We start from the raw sequence: 16,152 nt of genomic DNA on the forward strand, positions 1-16,152 counted from the left end.
CATCCGCTGGGAGGGCATGAGCCACGACGAGATCTACGCGGCCGTGCACCAGGGCCCCGGTGCGGCGGTCTCGGGGCCTGCGGAGGACGCGTGGAAGGAGGCGGAGGCGCTGATCGTGCGGATCGACGAGCGGATCGCGTCGGCGATCGCCGCGTCGGCGGCGGAGTGGGAGGGCGGCGCGGCCGACGCCACGCGGTCGGCGATGACCCCGCTCGGGCAGTGGGCCCTCGACGCGGCGAGGCAGGCGAAGCTGACGGCGGCGGCGGTCACCGGGCAAGGGCTGCAGGCGAACTACGTCCGGGAGCACATGCCGGAGCCGCTCACCGAGCAGCGGAACGCGGCGATCGGGGAAGCCCTGACGGACCCGACGTACATCTTCCACGGCCTCGACGACCTGCAGGCCGTGGAGGAGGACGCCGCCAACCGCTCGGCCCGCGCGATCGAGCTGATGAAGCACTACACCGAGGGCTCGGAGGGCAACCGCGACTTCTGGACCTCCTGGCCGTTCCCGCCGCAGGTCACGGTCGCCTCCGCGCCGGCACCGCCAGGGGGCGTCGACCTGCCGGTTCCCACCCCGCTCGCGGACATCCCCCCACCACCGCCAGGCGGCGGCCTCCCCCCAGCGCCGCCTTCCGCGGCCCCCACGCCCGCCGGGGCCGTCCCGCCTCAGCCGCCGTCCGCGGCCGTTCCGCCGGCACCGATCGCACCCGTCGTGCCGCCACCCGTGCCCGGCGCACCGGCCGTCCCGGCGGCATCGACCGGCCTGCCCCTGGCCCCCGGCGCACCCCCACCCGGCGTCGTACCGCCCGGCCCGGTCGTGCCCCCGGCGCCGCCCGGGAGCCCGGGTACGCCGCCGGGCGGGGTCCTCCCCACCGTCCCCGGCCCACCGGCGCGGGCCACACCGCCGCCCGGCTGGCGCGACGTCATCCCCCGCATCCCGCGCACGCCGGCAGGCGGCCCACCCGCGCCCGGGAGCAGCGCCCTCCCACCCGGCGCCCGCGCCACCACCGCCGAGCCGCCCCTCGGTCGCTCCGTGCGCGAGCCCTCACCGCGGCCCGGCGGGTCCGCACCTCCCGCCGGGGCGCGGCCGGGCGGACCCGCCGCGCTGGGCGGCTTGTACCCGCCGTTCGCCGCCGGGGCGCCCGGCACGCAGGAGCGGGAACGCCGCAGGCCCGACTACCTCCTCGACGACTCCGGCGCCTTCCTCGACGACCGCTGGTTCACCCCGGCCGTGATCACCCCCGACGACCCTCCACCCAGCAGGTGAACGACGATCGGGATGCGTCCGGCACCGGTAGCGTCCCCGGTGTGCAGACGGAGATCCGCCTCGCAGCCGACGACGGGTTCTCGCTGCCCGGCGTGCTCACGCTGCCCCGCACCGGCGAACCGCCGTACCCCGCGCTGGTGATGATCTACGAGGCGTTCGGCATGAACGACGAGATGCGGCGCATCGCCCGCGACCTCGCCGCCGAGGGGTACGCGGTGCTCATCCCCGACCTGTTCGCGCGCGGCCGGGTCACCGCCCTGTGCGTGGCGCGGGCGATGCGCACCGTGCGGCGCGGCCACGGCCGCGAGCTCGACGACATCGAGGCCGCCCGCCGCTGGCTGGCCGACCGCCCCGAGGTCGACGCCGAGCGGATCGGCACCATCGGCTTCTGCCTCGGCGGCAGCTTCGCGCTGCTGCTGGCGGGCAGCGGCCGCTACAAGGTCAGCGCCCCGTTCTACAACCTCCCGATGCCGGTGCCGCGCGCGTGCCCGCTCGTCGCCAGCTACGGCGGGCGCGACCGCACCACCCGCGGCTTCGGCGACCGCCTCGAGGCCCGGCTCACGGAGCTCGGCGTGCCGCACGACGTCCGCACCTACCCCGAGGCGGGCCACTCCTTCCAGAGCAGGCCGCCCGGCCTGATCGGGGCGCTGACGAAGTACACGCCGTTCCGGGCCGAGTACCACGCCCCCACCGCCGAGGACGCCCACCGCCGCATCGTCGCGTTCTTCCGCGAGCACCTCGACGGGCGCAGGTCGATCGACTAGGAAGGAGGTCGTGCCGGTCCTCACGCAGTTCCTCGTGCGCCGCCGGCACGTCGACTTCGCCCTGGTGTACACCTGCGCGTGTCCGGGATCCCACTGACCGATTCCGCCGGGTGGCCGCGGCCGCCTCAGCACATAGCAGGATGGGGAGCATGACCGAGCAGGACCGAAGGTGGGGCTTCCGCACGCGCGCGGTGCACGCCGGGCACGTGCCCGACATCGCGACCGGGGCGCGGGCGGTGCCGATCTACCAGTCCACGAGCTTCGTGTTCGAGGACACCACCGATGCCGCGAGCCTGTTCGCGCTGCAGAAGTACGGGCTCATCTACAGCCGCATCGCGAACCCGACCGTCGCCGCGCTGGAGGAGCGGCTCGCGAGCCTCGACGGCGGGCTGGGGGCGGTCGCCACGGCCAGCGGGCAGGCCGCGGAGTTCCTCACGTTCGCCTGTCTCGCCGGGGCCGGTGACCACATCGTCGCCGCCGCGGGCCTCTACGGCGGCACGATCACCCAGCTCGACGTCACCCTGCGCCGCTTCGGCGTCGACACCACGTTCGTCGCGGGGGGCGACCCGCAGGACTTCGCCGCGGCGATCACCGACCGCACGAAGCTGGTGTTCGCCGAGGTCGTGTCCAACCCCGGTGGCGAGGTCGCCGACCTCGCGGGGCTCGCCGACGTCGCCCACGCCGCGGGCATCCCGCTGGTCGTCGACGCCACGGTCGCCACCCCGTACCTGTGCCGGCCGATCGAGCACGGCGCCGACATCGTGATCCACTCGGCCACGAAGTTCCTCGGCGGGCACGGCACCACGCTGGGCGGGGTCGTGGTCGAGTCGGGCCGCTTCCCGTGGGGCAACGGGAAGTTCCCGTCGATGACCGAGCCCGTGCCCTCCTACGGCGGGCTCACCTGGTGGGGCAACTTCCAGGAGTTCGGGTTCCTCACCAAGCTGCGGGCCGAGCAGCTGCGCGACGTGGGCGCCTCGCTGTCGCCGCACAGCGCGTTCCTGCTGATCCAGGGCGTGGAGACGCTGCCGCAGCGAATGGAGGCGCACATGGCCAACGCGCGTGCGGTGGCCGAGTGGCTCGACGCCGACCCGCGCGTGTCCTACGTCCGCTGGGCGGGGCTGCCCGACCACCCCCACCACGACCGCGCCGCCCGCTACCTGCCACTCGGGCCCGGTGCGGTGTTCTCGTTCGGCGTGGTCGGCGGGCGGGAGGCCGGGGCGCGGTTCATCGAGTCGGTGCAGCTGTGCAGCCACCTCGCCAACATCGGTGACGCCCGCACGCTCGTGATCCACCCCGGCTCCACCACCCACCAGCAGCTCACCGACGACCAGCTGCGCGACGCGGGTGTGCCGCCGGACCTCATCCGGATCAGCGTGGGGCTCGAGGACCCCGAGGACATCCTGTGGGACCTCGACCAGGCGCTCGCCGCGGCATCCAAGGAGACCTCGTGAGCTGGGAGAACCCCTCGGCCACCCGGCGGCAGCAGATCCTGCGCGCCACCCGCAACGTCGCGGTGGTGGGCGCGTCGCCGAACCCGGCACGGGCGAGCAACTTCGTGTCCACCTACCTGCTCGCCAGCACCGACTACGACGTCTACTTCGTCAACCCGAACGCCACCGAGATCCTCGGCAGGCCGGTGTACAAGAGCCTCGCCGACCTGCCGGTGGTGCCGGACATCGTCGACGTGTTCCGCCGTCGCGAGGACCTGCCGTCGGTGCTCGACGACGTGCTCGCCGTCGGCGGGGTGAAGACGTTCTGGCTGCAGTTCGGGCTGTTCGACGAGGACGTGGCGCGCCGCGCGGAGGCCGAAGGGCTCGAGGTGGTGATGGACCGCTGCCTGAAGGTCGAGCACGCGCGGTTCCACGGCGGGCTGCACATCGCCGGGTTCGACACCGGCGTGATCAGCGCACGGCGGCGCGCGTCTCGCTGAGGAAGGACCGGATCGCGGACGTGAGCGCCGCGGGCTGGTCCTCGGGCACGAGCGTGTAGCTGTCGGGGATCGTCACGAGCCTGCCCTGCGGGTAGAGCGCTGCGAGCCGGGGGCCGTGGTCGGCGGGCATGATGCGGTCCTCGGCGGCCCAGACGACGAGCACCGGGCCCTCGAACGACCGGTTGCGCTCGGCCCAGTCGAGCAGCACCTCGCGCGGCGGGGTGCTGAGCCCGTAGGCCGCGAGGTCGCGGCGCACCCCGGCCTGCTCGCGGGCCGGGCGGAACCACTCGTCCATGACGGCGGCGGGCACGGGCCGTTTGCTCATCCAGCCCCAACCGCCGGGCGCGCGGCGCACCGCGCGGAACCGCTGCAGCTGCGCGAGCAGCGCCAGCCCGCCCGGGACCCGGGCGGTGGCGACCAGCAGCCGCCCGGCGATGCCCGGCGGGTAGTTGTCGAAGGCCTCGCAGGCCACCAGCACCATCCGCGCCACGCGCTCGGCGCCGCCGTGGGCCACGAGGAGCTGCGCACCGCCCCAGTCGTTCTGCACGAGGGTGACGTCGCGCAGGTCGAGCCGCTCCAGGAATTCGCGGATCAGCCCGGCCATCGCGGCGTGGGAGAGGTCGGCCCCCGGCCGCATCGGACGGCGGTGCGAGCCGAGCGGCAGGTGCGGGAGCACACACCGGTACTCGCCCGCCAGCTCCGCGACGACGTGGCGCCACTCGGTGGGCGCCACCATCACGCCGTGCAGGAAGACGAGGACGGGGCCGTCGCCGCCGGTGTCGGTGTACTCGATGGTGCCCGCCGAGAGCTCGATCTCCGCCATCGCTCCCCCACGACTAGATAGATCGCTCTAATGAATTCGAGGCTAGGGTGTGGGGGAAGGCGAGCGCAAGGAGGTGCGGTGGCAGCGGGCACGAGGGAGCGGATCGTCGCCACGACGAGCGAGCTGTTCCGGCGGCAGGGGTACCCCAGCACCGGCCTCAAGCAGATCGTCGCGGAGGCGGGAGCCCCGTTCGGCTCGATCTACCACTTCTTCCCCGGCGGGAAGCAGCAGCTCGCCGCCGAGGTGATCCGGACGTCCGGGCGGGCGTACCAGCAGCTGGTCGAGGCGATCCTCGACGAGGCGCCGGACGCGGTCACCGCCGTCGAGACCGGCTTCGCGGCAGCCGCCGAGACGCTGGCCGCCACCGACTACGCCGACGCCTGCCCGATCGCCACGGTGGCGCTGGAGGTGGCGAGCACCGACGACACCCTGCGTGCGGCCACGGCCGAGGTCTTCGACGCGTGGGTAGAGGCCGGGGCCGCCCGGTTCCGGCGATGGGGGTTCGCACCGGCCGACGCCCGCCGGCTGGCGATCGTGTTCATCACCGGCCTGGAGGGTGCGTTCGTGCTGTGCCGGGCGGCGCGCAGCACCGAGGCGCTGACGGCGGCCGCGAGCGCGGTGACCGCGGCGATCCGCGCCGCTCAGGAGGTCAGCGCGCCACGCTGAAGAAGGCCAGCGACACCCAGAAGAACGGAGCCGCCAGCAGGACGAGCAGCCAGAACGCCCACGCCCGGCGGCGGGCGATCGCCCAGACCACCACCGTGGCCAGCAACGTCGGCAGGACCATCACGCCGATCAACCGGCCGAGTGCCCGGTCGCTGGGCGGCGGGCCGGCGACGGCGAGGACCAGCACCACGTACACCGCGGCCCAGACGGCCGCAGCGGCGAGGGCCATCACGAACCGGGTCCGTCGCGCCGGCTGCCCGACCGGCGGCGGGCCGTGCTCGGGGTTCTCCGGATAGGGCGGCGCGCCCGGCATCGGGGCGTGCGGCACCCCGCCGTCGACGCCGGGGGTGAACCCCGGGGCACCCGCCCACGACGGCGGTCGCCCGTCCTCGGGCCGAGGGTCCTGGGGCGGGGTGGTCACGGAGGCGACCGTAGCCTCGCCCGTCCCCGCTGTCGCGGGCGACGGCCGAGCGAGAGACTCGCCCGGCGGAACGCGAGACTCGGCCGCCGAAACGGGAGACTCGCCGGGGGTTGGCGAGTCTCCCGTTTGGTGGGGCGAGTGTCGCGTTCAGCGTGGCGAGTCGCGCACCTCGGGCGTCGGCACGGGCGGGGACGGGCGGCGGGGGCCGTAGGTGAGGCGGCGCAGGAGAAGTTCGGCGGGGCCGCGGAATCCCGCACGGGCTGACGCGGCGGCCACCAGGAGGATCACCAGCCAGGTGCCGAACCCGTAGAGCGCGGTCTGCCAGACGTGCGCGCCCGCCCCGACGCCGACGGTCCACGCCGGCAGGAGCGCCGCGAACGCGACGGACTGCGCGAGGTAGCACGACAGCGAGCGCTGCCCGCACGCCTGCAGCGCGGAGGTGACGGGGCCGGTGCGGCGGCCGAGACGGGCGGCGAGGAGCCCGAAGAGCGCCGCGTAGCCCAGGCCGCCCGCGTAGCCGCTCAGGCCGTGCAGGAAGCCGGCGAGCACGAGCGCGCCCGTCGAGGGCGAGGTCCACAGTTGGGCCGCCATCAGCGCGAACGGCAGCCCGCCCGCGACGGCAACGACGAGGCCGCCGGCCGCGACCGGCACGAGCAGCCGCCGGTGGCGCTCCGGCTCGTCGAGCAGCCGCCTCCGAGCGGCCCAGGCGCCGATCGCCACCGCGGCGAACACCGAGAGGGCCTGTAGGACGAACCCGACCGTGAACCACTCGGCGGCGCGTACGCCCGCGGCCTGGAGCGGCTGGGTCTCGGCCATGGAGGGCAGGAGCGACTGGTCGGGCGGCCCCGGCGGGGTGAGGCCGGAGCCGGAGTAGAAGAGGGACGCCAGGAACAGGCCCACGACGGCCGTGCCGATCAGCGTCGCGTCGCTGCCGCGCACGAGCACGCCCGCCAGCGCCACGGCGATCACGCCGTACGCGCCGACGATGTCGCCCGACCAGAGCAGGAGCCCGTGCACGGCGCCGATGAGAACCATCCACCACCCGCGGCGGCGCACGAGGCCGGTGACGGCCTCCGCCGGCATCCCGACGGTGCGGCGGCGGTCGGCGAGCTGCACGATCCCGTACCCGAAGAGGAATCCGAAGAGCGGGTAGGCGCGCCCGTCGACGAGGAGCATCTGCCCGAGGGTGACCGCCTGGTCGGCGACGGTGAGGTCGCTCGGGTACCCGCGGGGGCCGAGCGCGTGGTCGTAGGTCCAGAGGTGGACGTTGGCCAGCGCGATGAGCAGCAGCATGAAGCCACGCGCGAGGTCGGGTGCGAGGGCGCGGGCGGCGGTCGGCGTTGCACCCGGGTCCACGGGCGGCGAGGCGCTCATACCGGACAAGGTAAGCCGTGATCGTCGCGGACCGGGTCCACCTATCGGTGGGTCGGTGATCGACGGGCGCCCCGTTGACAGCGGGGGCACCCCGGACTGCACTTGCATCGTGATCCGGGTGGATTCCCGCGCCGGCCGGCCGTCTGCCGTGGCCAGAGGGCCGGAGGCCGGCCAGGAGACGGCGCTCGCCACGCCGTTGTCCGACGTGATCGGCCGCGAGCCGCTGTTCGTGCCGCCCTCCACAACGGTCGCGGACGTCGCGCTGGCCATGCGCGAGGGCAATCACAGCTGCGCCGTGGTCACCTCCCGGCCCCACGGGATCGTGACCCACGGCGACCTGGCTCGCGTGGTGGCCGAGCGCCGCCCGTCCGACACGGTTGTCGAGCAGGTCATGAGCAGCCCGGTCCACGCGCTGCCGGCCGGCGCCCCGCTGATCCGGGCGCTGCTCCTGATGCTCGACGAGGGCATCGAGCACGTGCCGGTGTTGCGGGGCAACCGGGTGGTCGGCGTGGTCACCGACGTCGACGTGATGCGCCAGCAGTCCGCGAGCCCGCTGCTCGTCGCCGATCGCATCCGCCGGGCCGGAGCGGGCGGGGCGCACGACCCGGCGCTCGCGGACCTGCCCACCGACCTCGCCGGGGTCGCGGCGTCGCTGCTCGGCGACGGCGTCGACGGGCTGCGCATCGCGGCGGTCGTCGCCAGCCTGCGCGACGCCCTGACCATCCGGATGCTGGAGCTCGCCGAGCGGGAGCTCGGACGCCCGCCCGGCCCGTACGCCTGGCTCGCGCTCGGGTCGCAGGGGCGCATGGAGCAGCTGCTGCACTCCGACCAGGACACCGCTCTCGCCTTCGCCGAGCAGACCGAGGAGGCCGGTGAGTACTTCGCGGCGTTGGCCGAGCGGGTCACGGACGGGCTCGCGGCGGCGGGTGTGCCGCGGTGCCCCGGCGGGTTCATGGCAACCCGCTGGAACCGGCCGCTGGACGAGTGGCAACGGACGTTCCGCGGCTGGCTCGACGAGCCGCACGCCCGGAGCCTGCTCGACGCACAGGTGTTCCTCGACCTGCGGCCCGTCGCGGGAGAGCTGGACGTCGGCGTGCTGGACCGCACGCTGGCCCGGGGCCGCGACCGGCCGGGCATCCAGCTGGCGCTCGCGCAGACGGCGCGCAGGTTCGCGCCGCGCGCGGGGCGCTTCGGGCGGATCCGGCCGGACCGGCTCCCGCCCGCCGAGCTGAAGCTGCGCGGCACCGTCCCGATCGTCCTGCTCGGCCGGCTCTACGGCCTGGCCGCCGGCTCCCCGGAACGCACCACCGCGGGCCGCCTGCGTGCCGCCGTGGCCGCGAACCTGATCTCCGGCGACACGGCCGACACCCTGCTCGACGCCTACGCCGTGCTGCTCTCGACCCGGATGGCGGCCGACCTCGGCGAGGAGGTTCCCTCAACGCTGTCCGCCCCGCGGCGCCGCGAGCTGCAGGGCGCGCTGCGTGCGGTGCGCACCGCGCTGCGGGCCAGCGCCCTGACCCACCCGGGCCCGGGGTGATCGGGTGAGAGCGAAGCTGATCGCCGTGACCACGCTCGCCGCCGCGTGCTTCACCTACCCGTTGCTGTCGCTGTTCGACCGGCCGTTCCTGGTGCTCGGCGTGCCGTTGGTGTGGGCGTACCTCTTCGTTGTCTGGGCGCTGCTCGTCGTGGCCGTGGGTGTCCTGTCGAGGCAGGGGCGCTGATGGTCGCGGCGTGGGTGGTCGTGGTCGTCTCGCTGGCCTACCTCGGCCTGCTCTTCGGCATCGCCCACCACGGCGACAAACGGGCCGCGGCGGGCCGCAGCCTGATCTCCAGCGGCGTCGTCTACGCACTGTCGCTCGCCGTGTACGCCACCTCCTGGACGTACTACGGCAGCGTCGGGCGGGCCGCGACGCGGGGGATGGAGTTCCTGACGATCTACCTCGGGCCGGCGTGTGCGATGGCCTGCTCCGCCGTCGTGCTCCAGAAGATCATCAGGGTCAGCAAGCGCTACCGCATCACGTCGCTCTCGGACTTCGCCGCCGCGCGCTACGGCAACAGCCGGGTGCTCGGCGGGCTCGTCGCGCTCGTCGCAGTCGTCGGCACCGTGCCGTACATCGCACTGCAGCTCAAGGCGGTGTCCAGCACGTTCCGCCTCGTGTCCGGCGGGGAGGTGTCGGCGGCGGGAGTGCCGCCCTACGCCGACACCGCGCTCTACGTCGCGCTGGTGCTCGCGCTGTTCTCGATCCTGTTCGGCACCGGGCACCTCGACGCCACCGAGCGCCACGAGGGCATGGTCGCCGCGATCGCGTTCGAGTCGGTGGTCAAGCTCGTCGCGTTCCTGGCTGCCGGGCTGTACGTCACGTTCGGGCTCTTCGGCGGGTTCGGCGACCTGTTCGACCGGGCCGCGGCCTCGCCCGCACTCGCCGACGCGACCGACATCGGCGAGTACGGCAACTGGTTCTGGCTGATCGTGCTGTCGGCGTTCGCGGTGCTCCTGTTACCCAGGCAGTTCCAGATCGGGGTGGTCGAGAACGTCGACGAGCGGCACGTCCGCACCGCTGCGTGGCTGTTCCCGCTGTACCTCCTCGTGATCAACATCTTCGTGCTGCCGATCGCGCTCGCGGGCGTGCTCCTGCTCGGCCCGACCGTGAGCCCGGACACCTACGTGCTCGCGTTGCAGCAGAGCAGCGCGCTCGCGCTGCTGGTCTTCATCGGAGGACTGTCGGCGGCCACCGGCATGGTGATCGTCGAGACCATCGCGCTCTCCACGATGGTCTCGAACTCGCTCGTCGTGCCGCTGTTGCTGCGGCGCGCCGAGGTCGCCGCCCGCGGTGACCTCGGCCGCCTGGTCCTGAGGATCCGTCGCGTCACGATCCTCGTGGTGCTGCTGCTGGGCTTCGGGTTCTTCCGGATCTCCGGCGACGCGCTGGGCCTCGTCGACATGGGGCTCGTCTCGTTCGCCGCGGTCGCGCAGTTCGCCCCCGCCCTGCTCGGCGGATTGTGGTGGAAGGGCGCGACCCGCAACGGGGCGCTCGCCGGGCTGGTCGCCGGGATCGCGCTCTGGGCCTACACCCTGCTGCTGCCGGAGCTGGCCAAGTCGGGCTGGGTGCCCGGGTCGGTCGTGCGCGACGGGCCGTTCGGGATCGCGCTGTTGCGGCCGCAGGAGCTGTTCGGGCTGACCGGAGCGGGCGCGGTCGGCAACGGCGTGTTCTGGAGCCTGTTGGTCAACGTCGTCCTCTTCGTCGGGGTCTCGCTGGCCGGCCGGCAGACACCGGCCGAGGCCGGGCACGCCGCACTGTTCGTGGACATCGACCGCCGGACCCCCGGACCGGGCACCCGGTTCTACCGTGGCAGCGTGCCGGTGGCGCGGCTGCGCGATCTGCTCGCACGGTTCGTCGGGGCCGAGGCCGCCGCCGCGCTCGTCACGGAGCACGCCACCCGGCGCGGCGCGCCGCTCCCCGACGACGCGCAGGCCGACCCCGAGCTGGTCCGGCAGGTGGAGACCGCGCTCACCGGCGCGGTCGGGCCCGCCGCCGCGCGGGCGCTCGTCGCCTCCGTGGCCGACGAGGAACCGCTCGGCATGGCCGAGGTGATCGAGCTGGTCGGCGAGGCGCAACACCTGCGGGAGCTGGACCGCCTCAAGGACGAGTTCATCGCCACGGTCACGCACGAGTTGCGCACGCCGCTGACCTCGATCCGGGCGTTCACCGAGATCCTGCGGGACAACCCCGACCTGCCCGCCGCGGAACGGGCACGCTACCTGGAGATCATGGCGACCGAGACCGAGCGGCTGACCAGGATGGTGAACCAGGTGCTGGACCTCGCGCGGCTGGAGTCCGGGAACGCCGAGTGGCGGGTCACCGACGTCGCCCTCGGCCCGTTGATCGACGAAGCGGCCACCGCCACCGCCCAGCTGTTCACGGACGGACGGGTCGCCCTGGACGTCGACGTCCCCGCCGGCACGACCGTGGTCGAGGCCGACCGGGACGGGGTCGTGCAGGTGCTGCTGAACCTGCTCTCGAACGCGGTCAAGGTCAGCCCACCGGCGGGCGGGAGGGTCCGGATCACGCTGCGCACCGACGACCGCGTGGCGCGCATCGACGTCGCGGACGACGGTCCCGGCGTGCCGGCCACAGAGCGCGAGCTGATCTTCGACCGCTTCCGGCAAGGAGGAGCGGGCGGCACCGGCGGCACGGGGCTGGGCCTGGCGATCAGCCGGCGGATCGTCGAGCAGTTCGGCGGGACGCTGGAGGTGTCCGACTGCGGAGGCAACGGGAGGGGCGCCACGTTCTCGGTCGGGCTGCCGGTTTCGGCAAAATCGGCGCACGCCGGAGCGAAGCGGAGGTGATCGAACACCGTGGCGCGGATCCTGATCTGCGACGACGAGCCCAACATCGTGGTCTCGCTGGAGTTCCTCATGCGCCGGCAGGGCCACGAGGTCCGCGCGGTCGGGGACGGGGACGCCGCACTCGCGGCGGTGACCGAGTTCGCCCCGGACCTGGTGCTGCTCGACCTGATGTTGCCGGGCCGGGACGGTTACGAGGTCTGCCAGACGCTGCGGGCGGACGGGCACCACATGAAGATCCTCATGCTGACCGCGAAGGGACGCGAGGCCGAGATCGCCAAGGGCCTCGCCGTCGGTGCCGACGCGTACCTGACCAAACCGTTCGGCACCCAGGACCTGGTGGCCAGGGTGCAGCGGCTGCTCGGGGCCGGGACGTGAGCACGCCGCGGATCCGGTGGGCGGGCGCGCTCGCGGCCGCGGTCCTCGCGCCGGCCGTGGTGGTCGCGGCCGTCGCCGCGGGGGTGTACGTCACCGCGCCGCCCGCCGACCGGGTCGTGCTGGCGAGGGTGCTGCGGGAGCAGGCAGTCTTCCTCGCGGTGGCCGCGGTGCTGGTGGTGCTCGTGGCCGGCCTGCTGCTCGCCGCCGCACTGCACCGCCACGTCGCCCCGGCCCGCCGGCTGGCGGCCGACGTCCGCGTGGTGCTCGACGCCAACCCCGAGCACCGCGTGACGCCGTCCGGAGCGGCCGAGCTGCGTGACCTGGCGACCGCTCTGAACGAGCTGGCCGAGCGGCACGCGGCCGCGCGGCGGGACGTGGCCGAGCAGGTGGCGGCCGCGGCGACCGACCTGGAGCGCGAGCGGCACCGGCTGGCGACCCTCATGGGCGTGCTGACGATCGCCGTGCTGGTGTGCGCGAAGGACGGGAGGATCCTGCTCTACAACGCCGCCGCCCGCGACCTCCTCGGCACCGACGTCGGGCTGGGCCGGTCGGTGTTCGGCGTGCTCGACCGCAACCTCGTCGTACACGGTCTCGCCCGGCTGGACGCGGGCTCCGCGCCCCACGAGGCCACGGTCGAGCGGGGAGGCACGCTGGTTCACGTCCGGCTCGCCCGCGTGCCGTCGGGCACCGCGGGAGCGGGCGGGTTCGTGCTGGTCTGCGAGGACGCCACCCGGCCGGAGCGGGCGGCCACCCGGCAGGCCGAGCTGCTGGGATCCACCGCCGACCTGGTGCGCGGAGCCGCGGGCAGCATCGGGGCCGCCGCCGGGGCGATCCTCGACCACCCGGACATGCCCGCGGAGCAGCGCCGCACGTTCGTCGAGGTGATCGCCGAGGAGACGGCTCGGCTGGGCGAGGCCACCCGGCGCCTCACGGCCGGGCCGGGCGCCGGCGACGGTGGCTGGGCGGTGTCCGACATCTCCGCCCCGGACCTGGGCGCCGCCGTCGCCGCCATCGCGGCACGCGCCGGCGGCCCGCGGGCGCGGCCCGACGAGGTCGTGGAGACCGCAGGAGACGTCTGGTTCGCGGTGGACAGCTTCGCGGTGGCCGGCGCGCTCGCCTCCGTGGTCCGGATGCTGGGCGACCGGCACGGGGTGGCCGAGGTGGTGCTCGCGGCCGGGCTCGGCGACGCCGGCGAGCTGGGCCGGGTCGACCTGGGCTGGACCGGCAGGCCGCTGCCGGCAGGCCGGCTCGAGCGGGACGCCGGGGACGCGGCGGCGGTCGTCCGCCGGCACGGCGGCGAGCTGTGGGCCGACCCGCACCGCCCCCTGGTGCGGGTGCTGCTGCCGCTCTCGCCCGCCGCTCCCCGCCCCGCCGCACCGGCGGAGGAGCCGCCGCCCGTGCTCTACGACTTCGAACTCGAACGGTTCCAGCCGGGCCCGGCTGCCTGGTCCGAGTGGGAGGCGAGCCGGCTCGACCAGCTCGCCTACACGGTGTTCGACACGGAGACGACCGGGTTCGCGCCCGACGAGGGCGACGAGATCGTCTCGATCGGTGCGGTGCGGGTCGTCGGCGGCCGGCTGCTGCGCACCGAGACCTTCGAGCGCCTGGTCGACCCGGGCCGGAGCATCCCGCGCACGGCGACCGCGGTGCACGGGATCACGCGCGAGCTCGTCCGCGGTGCGCCCTCCCTCGACGAGGTGCTGCCCGCCTTCGCGGCGTTCGCGTCCGGGAGCGTGCTCGTCGGCCACAACGTGGCGTTCGACATGGCATTCCTCGCGGCCGCGCAGCGGCGGATGGGGACGGCGCTCACCGCACCGCTGCTCGACACCCTGCTCATCGACGGGGTGCTCCACCCCGATCACGAGGCCCACACCCTCGAGGCGATGGCCGAGCGCCTGGGAGTGGACCTCGTCGGCCGGCACACCGCGCTCGGTGACGCCCTGCTCACCGGGGAGATCTTCCTCCGGCAGCTGCCGCTGCTCGCCGCCCGCGGGGTGGCCACGCTCGGCGAGCTCCGGGTGGCCGCCGCCGCGACCGCCCAGGCCCGCACGAGCGAGCGGCTGTACCGGCCGCGTTAGTGCGCGATCGGCTTCTCCGCCCCGGCGCCCGTGAGCGACCTGACCTCCATCTCCGCGAACTTGGCCTCGACGACCGGCTGCCTGCCGCCGACGTAGGTGCCGACGATCCCCAGGAGGAACGACAGCGGGATGGACACCAGACCGGGGTTGGCCAGCGGGAAGACGTGGAAGTCCACGCCCTTGATCATCGCGGTCGGGCTCCCCGACACCGCGGGCGAGAAGACGATCAGCAGCACGCAGCTCGCCAGCCCGCCGTAGATGCTCCAGAGGGCGCCGGTGGTGTTGAACCTCTTCCAGAACAGCGAGTACAGGAGCGTCGGCAGGTTGGCCGATGCCGCCACGGCGAACGCGAGCGCGACCAGGAACGCGATGTTCTGGTTGCGGGCGACGATGCCGGCGGCGATCGCGATCGCTCCGATCACGACCGCAGTGATCCGGGCGACGCGCACCTCGGAGTCCGGCGGGGCCTCACCCTTCTTGATCACGTTGGCGTAGAGGTCGTGGGCGAACGACGCCGACGCGGTGATCGTCAGACCGGCCACGACCGCCAGGATCGTGGCGAAAGCGACCGCCGAGATGAACCCCAGGAGCACCTCCCCGCCGAGCTGGAAGGCGAGGAGCGGCGCTGCGGAGTTCGTCCGGCCGGGCGCGTTGGCGATCGTCGTCGCGCCGCCGGGTACCAGCGCCGCGGCGCCGTATCCCAGCACGAGCGTGAACAGGTAGAAGATCCCGATGAGCCAGATGGCCCACACGACCGAGCGCCGGGCCTCCTTGGCCGAGGGCACCGTGTAGAAACGCATGAGGATGTGCGGCAGGCCGGCGGTGCCCAGCACCAGTGCCAGCGACAGCGAGATGAAGTCGATCTTCGCCACCGCGGTTGCCCCGTACTGCAGGCCCGGCCCGAGCAGCTTCTCGCCCAGTGGCTTGGGCTGGGCTCCGGCGGTCTCGAGCACCGGGTTCGCGGTGACCGCCTGGCCGAGGAGGGCGGAGAGGCTGAACCCGAAGAGGGCGAGCACCCAGATCGTGATCAGGGCGGTGCCGCTCAGCAGCAGCGCTGCCTTGATGATCTGCACCCACGTCGTGCCCTTCATCCCGCCGACGAGCACGTAGATGATCATCAGGATGCCGACGGCCGCGATCACCGCACCCTGACCGAGGGTGTTCGTGTTCGGGACCTTCAGCAGCAGAGCGATCAGCGCGCCCGCGCCGGCCATCTGGGCGAGCAGGTAGAAGAACGACACGACCAGGGTCGACGTGGCGGCCGCCGCGCGGACCGGGCGCTCCCGCATCCGGAAGGCGAGGACGTCGCCCATCGTGAACTTGCCTGTGTTGCGCAGCAGCTCGGCCACCAGCAGCAGCGCGACCAGCCAGGCGACCAGGAAGCCGATCGAGTACAGGAAGCCGTCGTAGCCGTTCACGGCGATCGCGCCCGCGATCCCGAGGAAGGACGCGGCCGACAGGTAGTCGCCCGAGATGGCCACTCCGTTCTGCGGTCCTGTGAACGCGCGGCCGGCGGCGTAGTAGTCGGCTGCCGTCTTGGTCGTGCGGCTGGCCCGGAACACAACGACCAACGTGATGACGACGAACACCGCGAAGATGCCGATGTTCAGCAGCGGGTTGCCGACGCTCGCCGGCGCGGCGCCCTGGGCGAGCGGTCCCATCACACCTCGCCTCCTTCGATCATCTCGCGCAGCTGCGCTCCGGCGGGGTCGAGGCGCCGGTTCGCGTAGCGGACGTAGACGGTGGTGATGGCGAACGTCGAGACGAACTGCAGGAGCCCGATCACCAGGCCGACGGTGATGTTGCCGGCCACCTTCGTGGCCATGAACGGGGGCGCGTAGCTCGCCAGCAGGACGTACAGCAGGTACCAGAGCAGGAAGGCCGCGCTCATCGGGAAGACGAACCGGCGCAGCCGGTGCCGCAGCTCCTGGAACTCGGGTGTCCGCTGCACCTCCTCGTAGATGGTGGGTTCCGGCCTCCCGGCCGGGTTGTCGATGTCGGCCACGGTGCCTCCTCGCACGTCCAGGCACCCCCCGGGTGGGTCGGGTACCCGCACAGGCACCCCGGGAAGCGGACCGGGAGGCGGAAAGGAAAGTGCGGCAACGC

General features: G+C 73.9%; 15 protein-coding genes. 10 read left to right on the plus strand and 5 right to left on the minus strand.

The window, feature by feature from the left end; translation table 11 throughout:
- Positions 1–16: 16 nt before the first annotated feature.
- The 4 genes from ACFPL3_RS29100 (at position 17) to ACFPL3_RS29115 (ending at position 3,961) form a co-directional block, all read left to right on the plus strand.
- On the plus strand, positions 17–1,267 hold the full coding sequence (locus ACFPL3_RS29100) for a PPE domain-containing protein (RefSeq protein ID WP_379589755.1): 1,251 nt from the start codon (positions 17–19) through the stop codon (positions 1,265–1,267).
- 41 nt (positions 1,268–1,308) lie between these two features.
- Positions 1,309–2,031, plus strand: coding sequence for a dienelactone hydrolase family protein (locus ACFPL3_RS29105; RefSeq protein ID WP_343942022.1), 723 nt, complete (start codon positions 1,309–1,311; stop codon positions 2,029–2,031).
- 149 nt (positions 2,032–2,180) lie between these two features.
- A complete protein-coding gene (locus ACFPL3_RS29110; RefSeq protein ID WP_343942023.1) occupies positions 2,181–3,482 on the plus strand; it encodes an O-acetylhomoserine aminocarboxypropyltransferase/cysteine synthase family protein in 1,302 nt (433 codons plus the stop codon).
- Positions 3,479–3,961 (plus strand): CoA-binding protein, encoded by a 483-nt coding sequence (locus ACFPL3_RS29115; RefSeq protein WP_343942024.1) that lies wholly within the window; start codon positions 3,479–3,481, stop codon positions 3,959–3,961. The genes ACFPL3_RS29110 and ACFPL3_RS29115 overlap by 4 nt, the downstream gene beginning before the upstream one ends.
- On the opposite strand, the gene ACFPL3_RS29120 is transcribed toward ACFPL3_RS29115, so the two are convergent.
- Entirely contained in the window at positions 3,933–4,784 is an 852-nt protein-coding gene (locus ACFPL3_RS29120) for an alpha/beta fold hydrolase (protein WP_343942025.1), read from the minus strand. The two genes, ACFPL3_RS29115 and ACFPL3_RS29120, sit on opposite strands and share 29 nt — an antisense overlap.
- A gap of 78 nt (positions 4,785–4,862) precedes the next feature.
- On the opposite strand from ACFPL3_RS29120, the gene ACFPL3_RS29125 reads away from it, so the two are divergent.
- Positions 4,863–5,450, plus strand: coding sequence for a TetR/AcrR family transcriptional regulator (locus ACFPL3_RS29125; RefSeq protein WP_343942026.1), 588 nt, complete (start codon positions 4,863–4,865; stop codon positions 5,448–5,450).
- On the opposite strand, the gene ACFPL3_RS29130 is transcribed toward ACFPL3_RS29125, so the two are convergent.
- Positions 5,434–5,871 (minus strand): hypothetical protein, encoded by a 438-nt coding sequence (locus ACFPL3_RS29130; RefSeq protein ID WP_343942027.1) that lies wholly within the window; start codon positions 5,869–5,871, stop codon positions 5,434–5,436. The two genes, ACFPL3_RS29125 and ACFPL3_RS29130, sit on opposite strands and share 17 nt — an antisense overlap.
- Before the next feature lie 147 nt (positions 5,872–6,018).
- Complete coding sequence (locus ACFPL3_RS29135) at positions 6,019–7,245, minus strand: DUF418 domain-containing protein (protein WP_343942028.1); 1,227 nt, start codon at positions 7,243–7,245, stop codon at positions 6,019–6,021.
- Between the two features lie 118 nt (positions 7,246–7,363).
- On the opposite strand from ACFPL3_RS29135, the gene ACFPL3_RS29140 reads away from it, so the two are divergent.
- The 5 genes from ACFPL3_RS29140 to ACFPL3_RS29160 are packed head-to-tail and all read left to right on the plus strand — an operon-like array spanning position 7,364 to position 14,046.
- Complete coding sequence (locus ACFPL3_RS29140) at positions 7,364–8,782, plus strand: DUF294 nucleotidyltransferase-like domain-containing protein (RefSeq protein WP_343942029.1); 1,419 nt, start codon at positions 7,364–7,366, stop codon at positions 8,780–8,782.
- A gap of 4 nt (positions 8,783–8,786) precedes the next feature.
- Complete coding sequence (locus tag ACFPL3_RS29145) at positions 8,787–8,966, plus strand: hypothetical protein (RefSeq protein ID WP_343942030.1); 180 nt, start codon at positions 8,787–8,789, stop codon at positions 8,964–8,966.
- A complete protein-coding gene (locus ACFPL3_RS29150; protein ID WP_343942031.1) occupies positions 8,966–11,593 on the plus strand; it encodes a sensor histidine kinase in 2,628 nt (875 codons plus the stop codon). Before ACFPL3_RS29145 ends, ACFPL3_RS29150 begins: the two co-directional genes overlap by 1 nt.
- Before the next feature lie 9 nt (positions 11,594–11,602).
- Positions 11,603–11,968, plus strand: coding sequence for a response regulator transcription factor (locus tag ACFPL3_RS29155; protein WP_343942032.1), 366 nt, complete (start codon positions 11,603–11,605; stop codon positions 11,966–11,968).
- Complete coding sequence (locus ACFPL3_RS29160) at positions 11,965–14,046, plus strand: 3'-5' exonuclease (protein WP_343942033.1); 2,082 nt, start codon at positions 11,965–11,967, stop codon at positions 14,044–14,046. The genes ACFPL3_RS29155 and ACFPL3_RS29160 overlap by 4 nt, the downstream gene beginning before the upstream one ends.
- Here ACFPL3_RS29160 and ACFPL3_RS29165 read toward each other — a convergent pair.
- Both ACFPL3_RS29165 and ACFPL3_RS29170 read right to left on the minus strand, forming a co-directional pair.
- Entirely contained in the window at positions 14,043–15,707 is a 1,665-nt protein-coding gene (locus ACFPL3_RS29165; RefSeq protein WP_343942034.1) for a solute symporter family protein, read from the minus strand. The genes ACFPL3_RS29160 and ACFPL3_RS29165 overlap by 4 nt on opposite strands.
- Positions 15,707–16,051, minus strand: a complete 345-nt coding sequence (locus tag ACFPL3_RS29170) for a DUF485 domain-containing protein (protein ID WP_379589756.1) — start codon at positions 16,049–16,051, stop codon at positions 15,707–15,709. Before ACFPL3_RS29170 ends, ACFPL3_RS29165 begins: the two co-directional genes overlap by 1 nt.
- Between the last annotated feature and the right edge of the window lie 101 nt (positions 16,052–16,152).

The organism is Pseudonocardia zijingensis (genome assembly GCF_042657305.1).
Lineage (GTDB): Bacteria > Actinomycetota > Actinomycetes > Mycobacteriales > Pseudonocardiaceae > Pseudonocardia > Pseudonocardia zijingensis.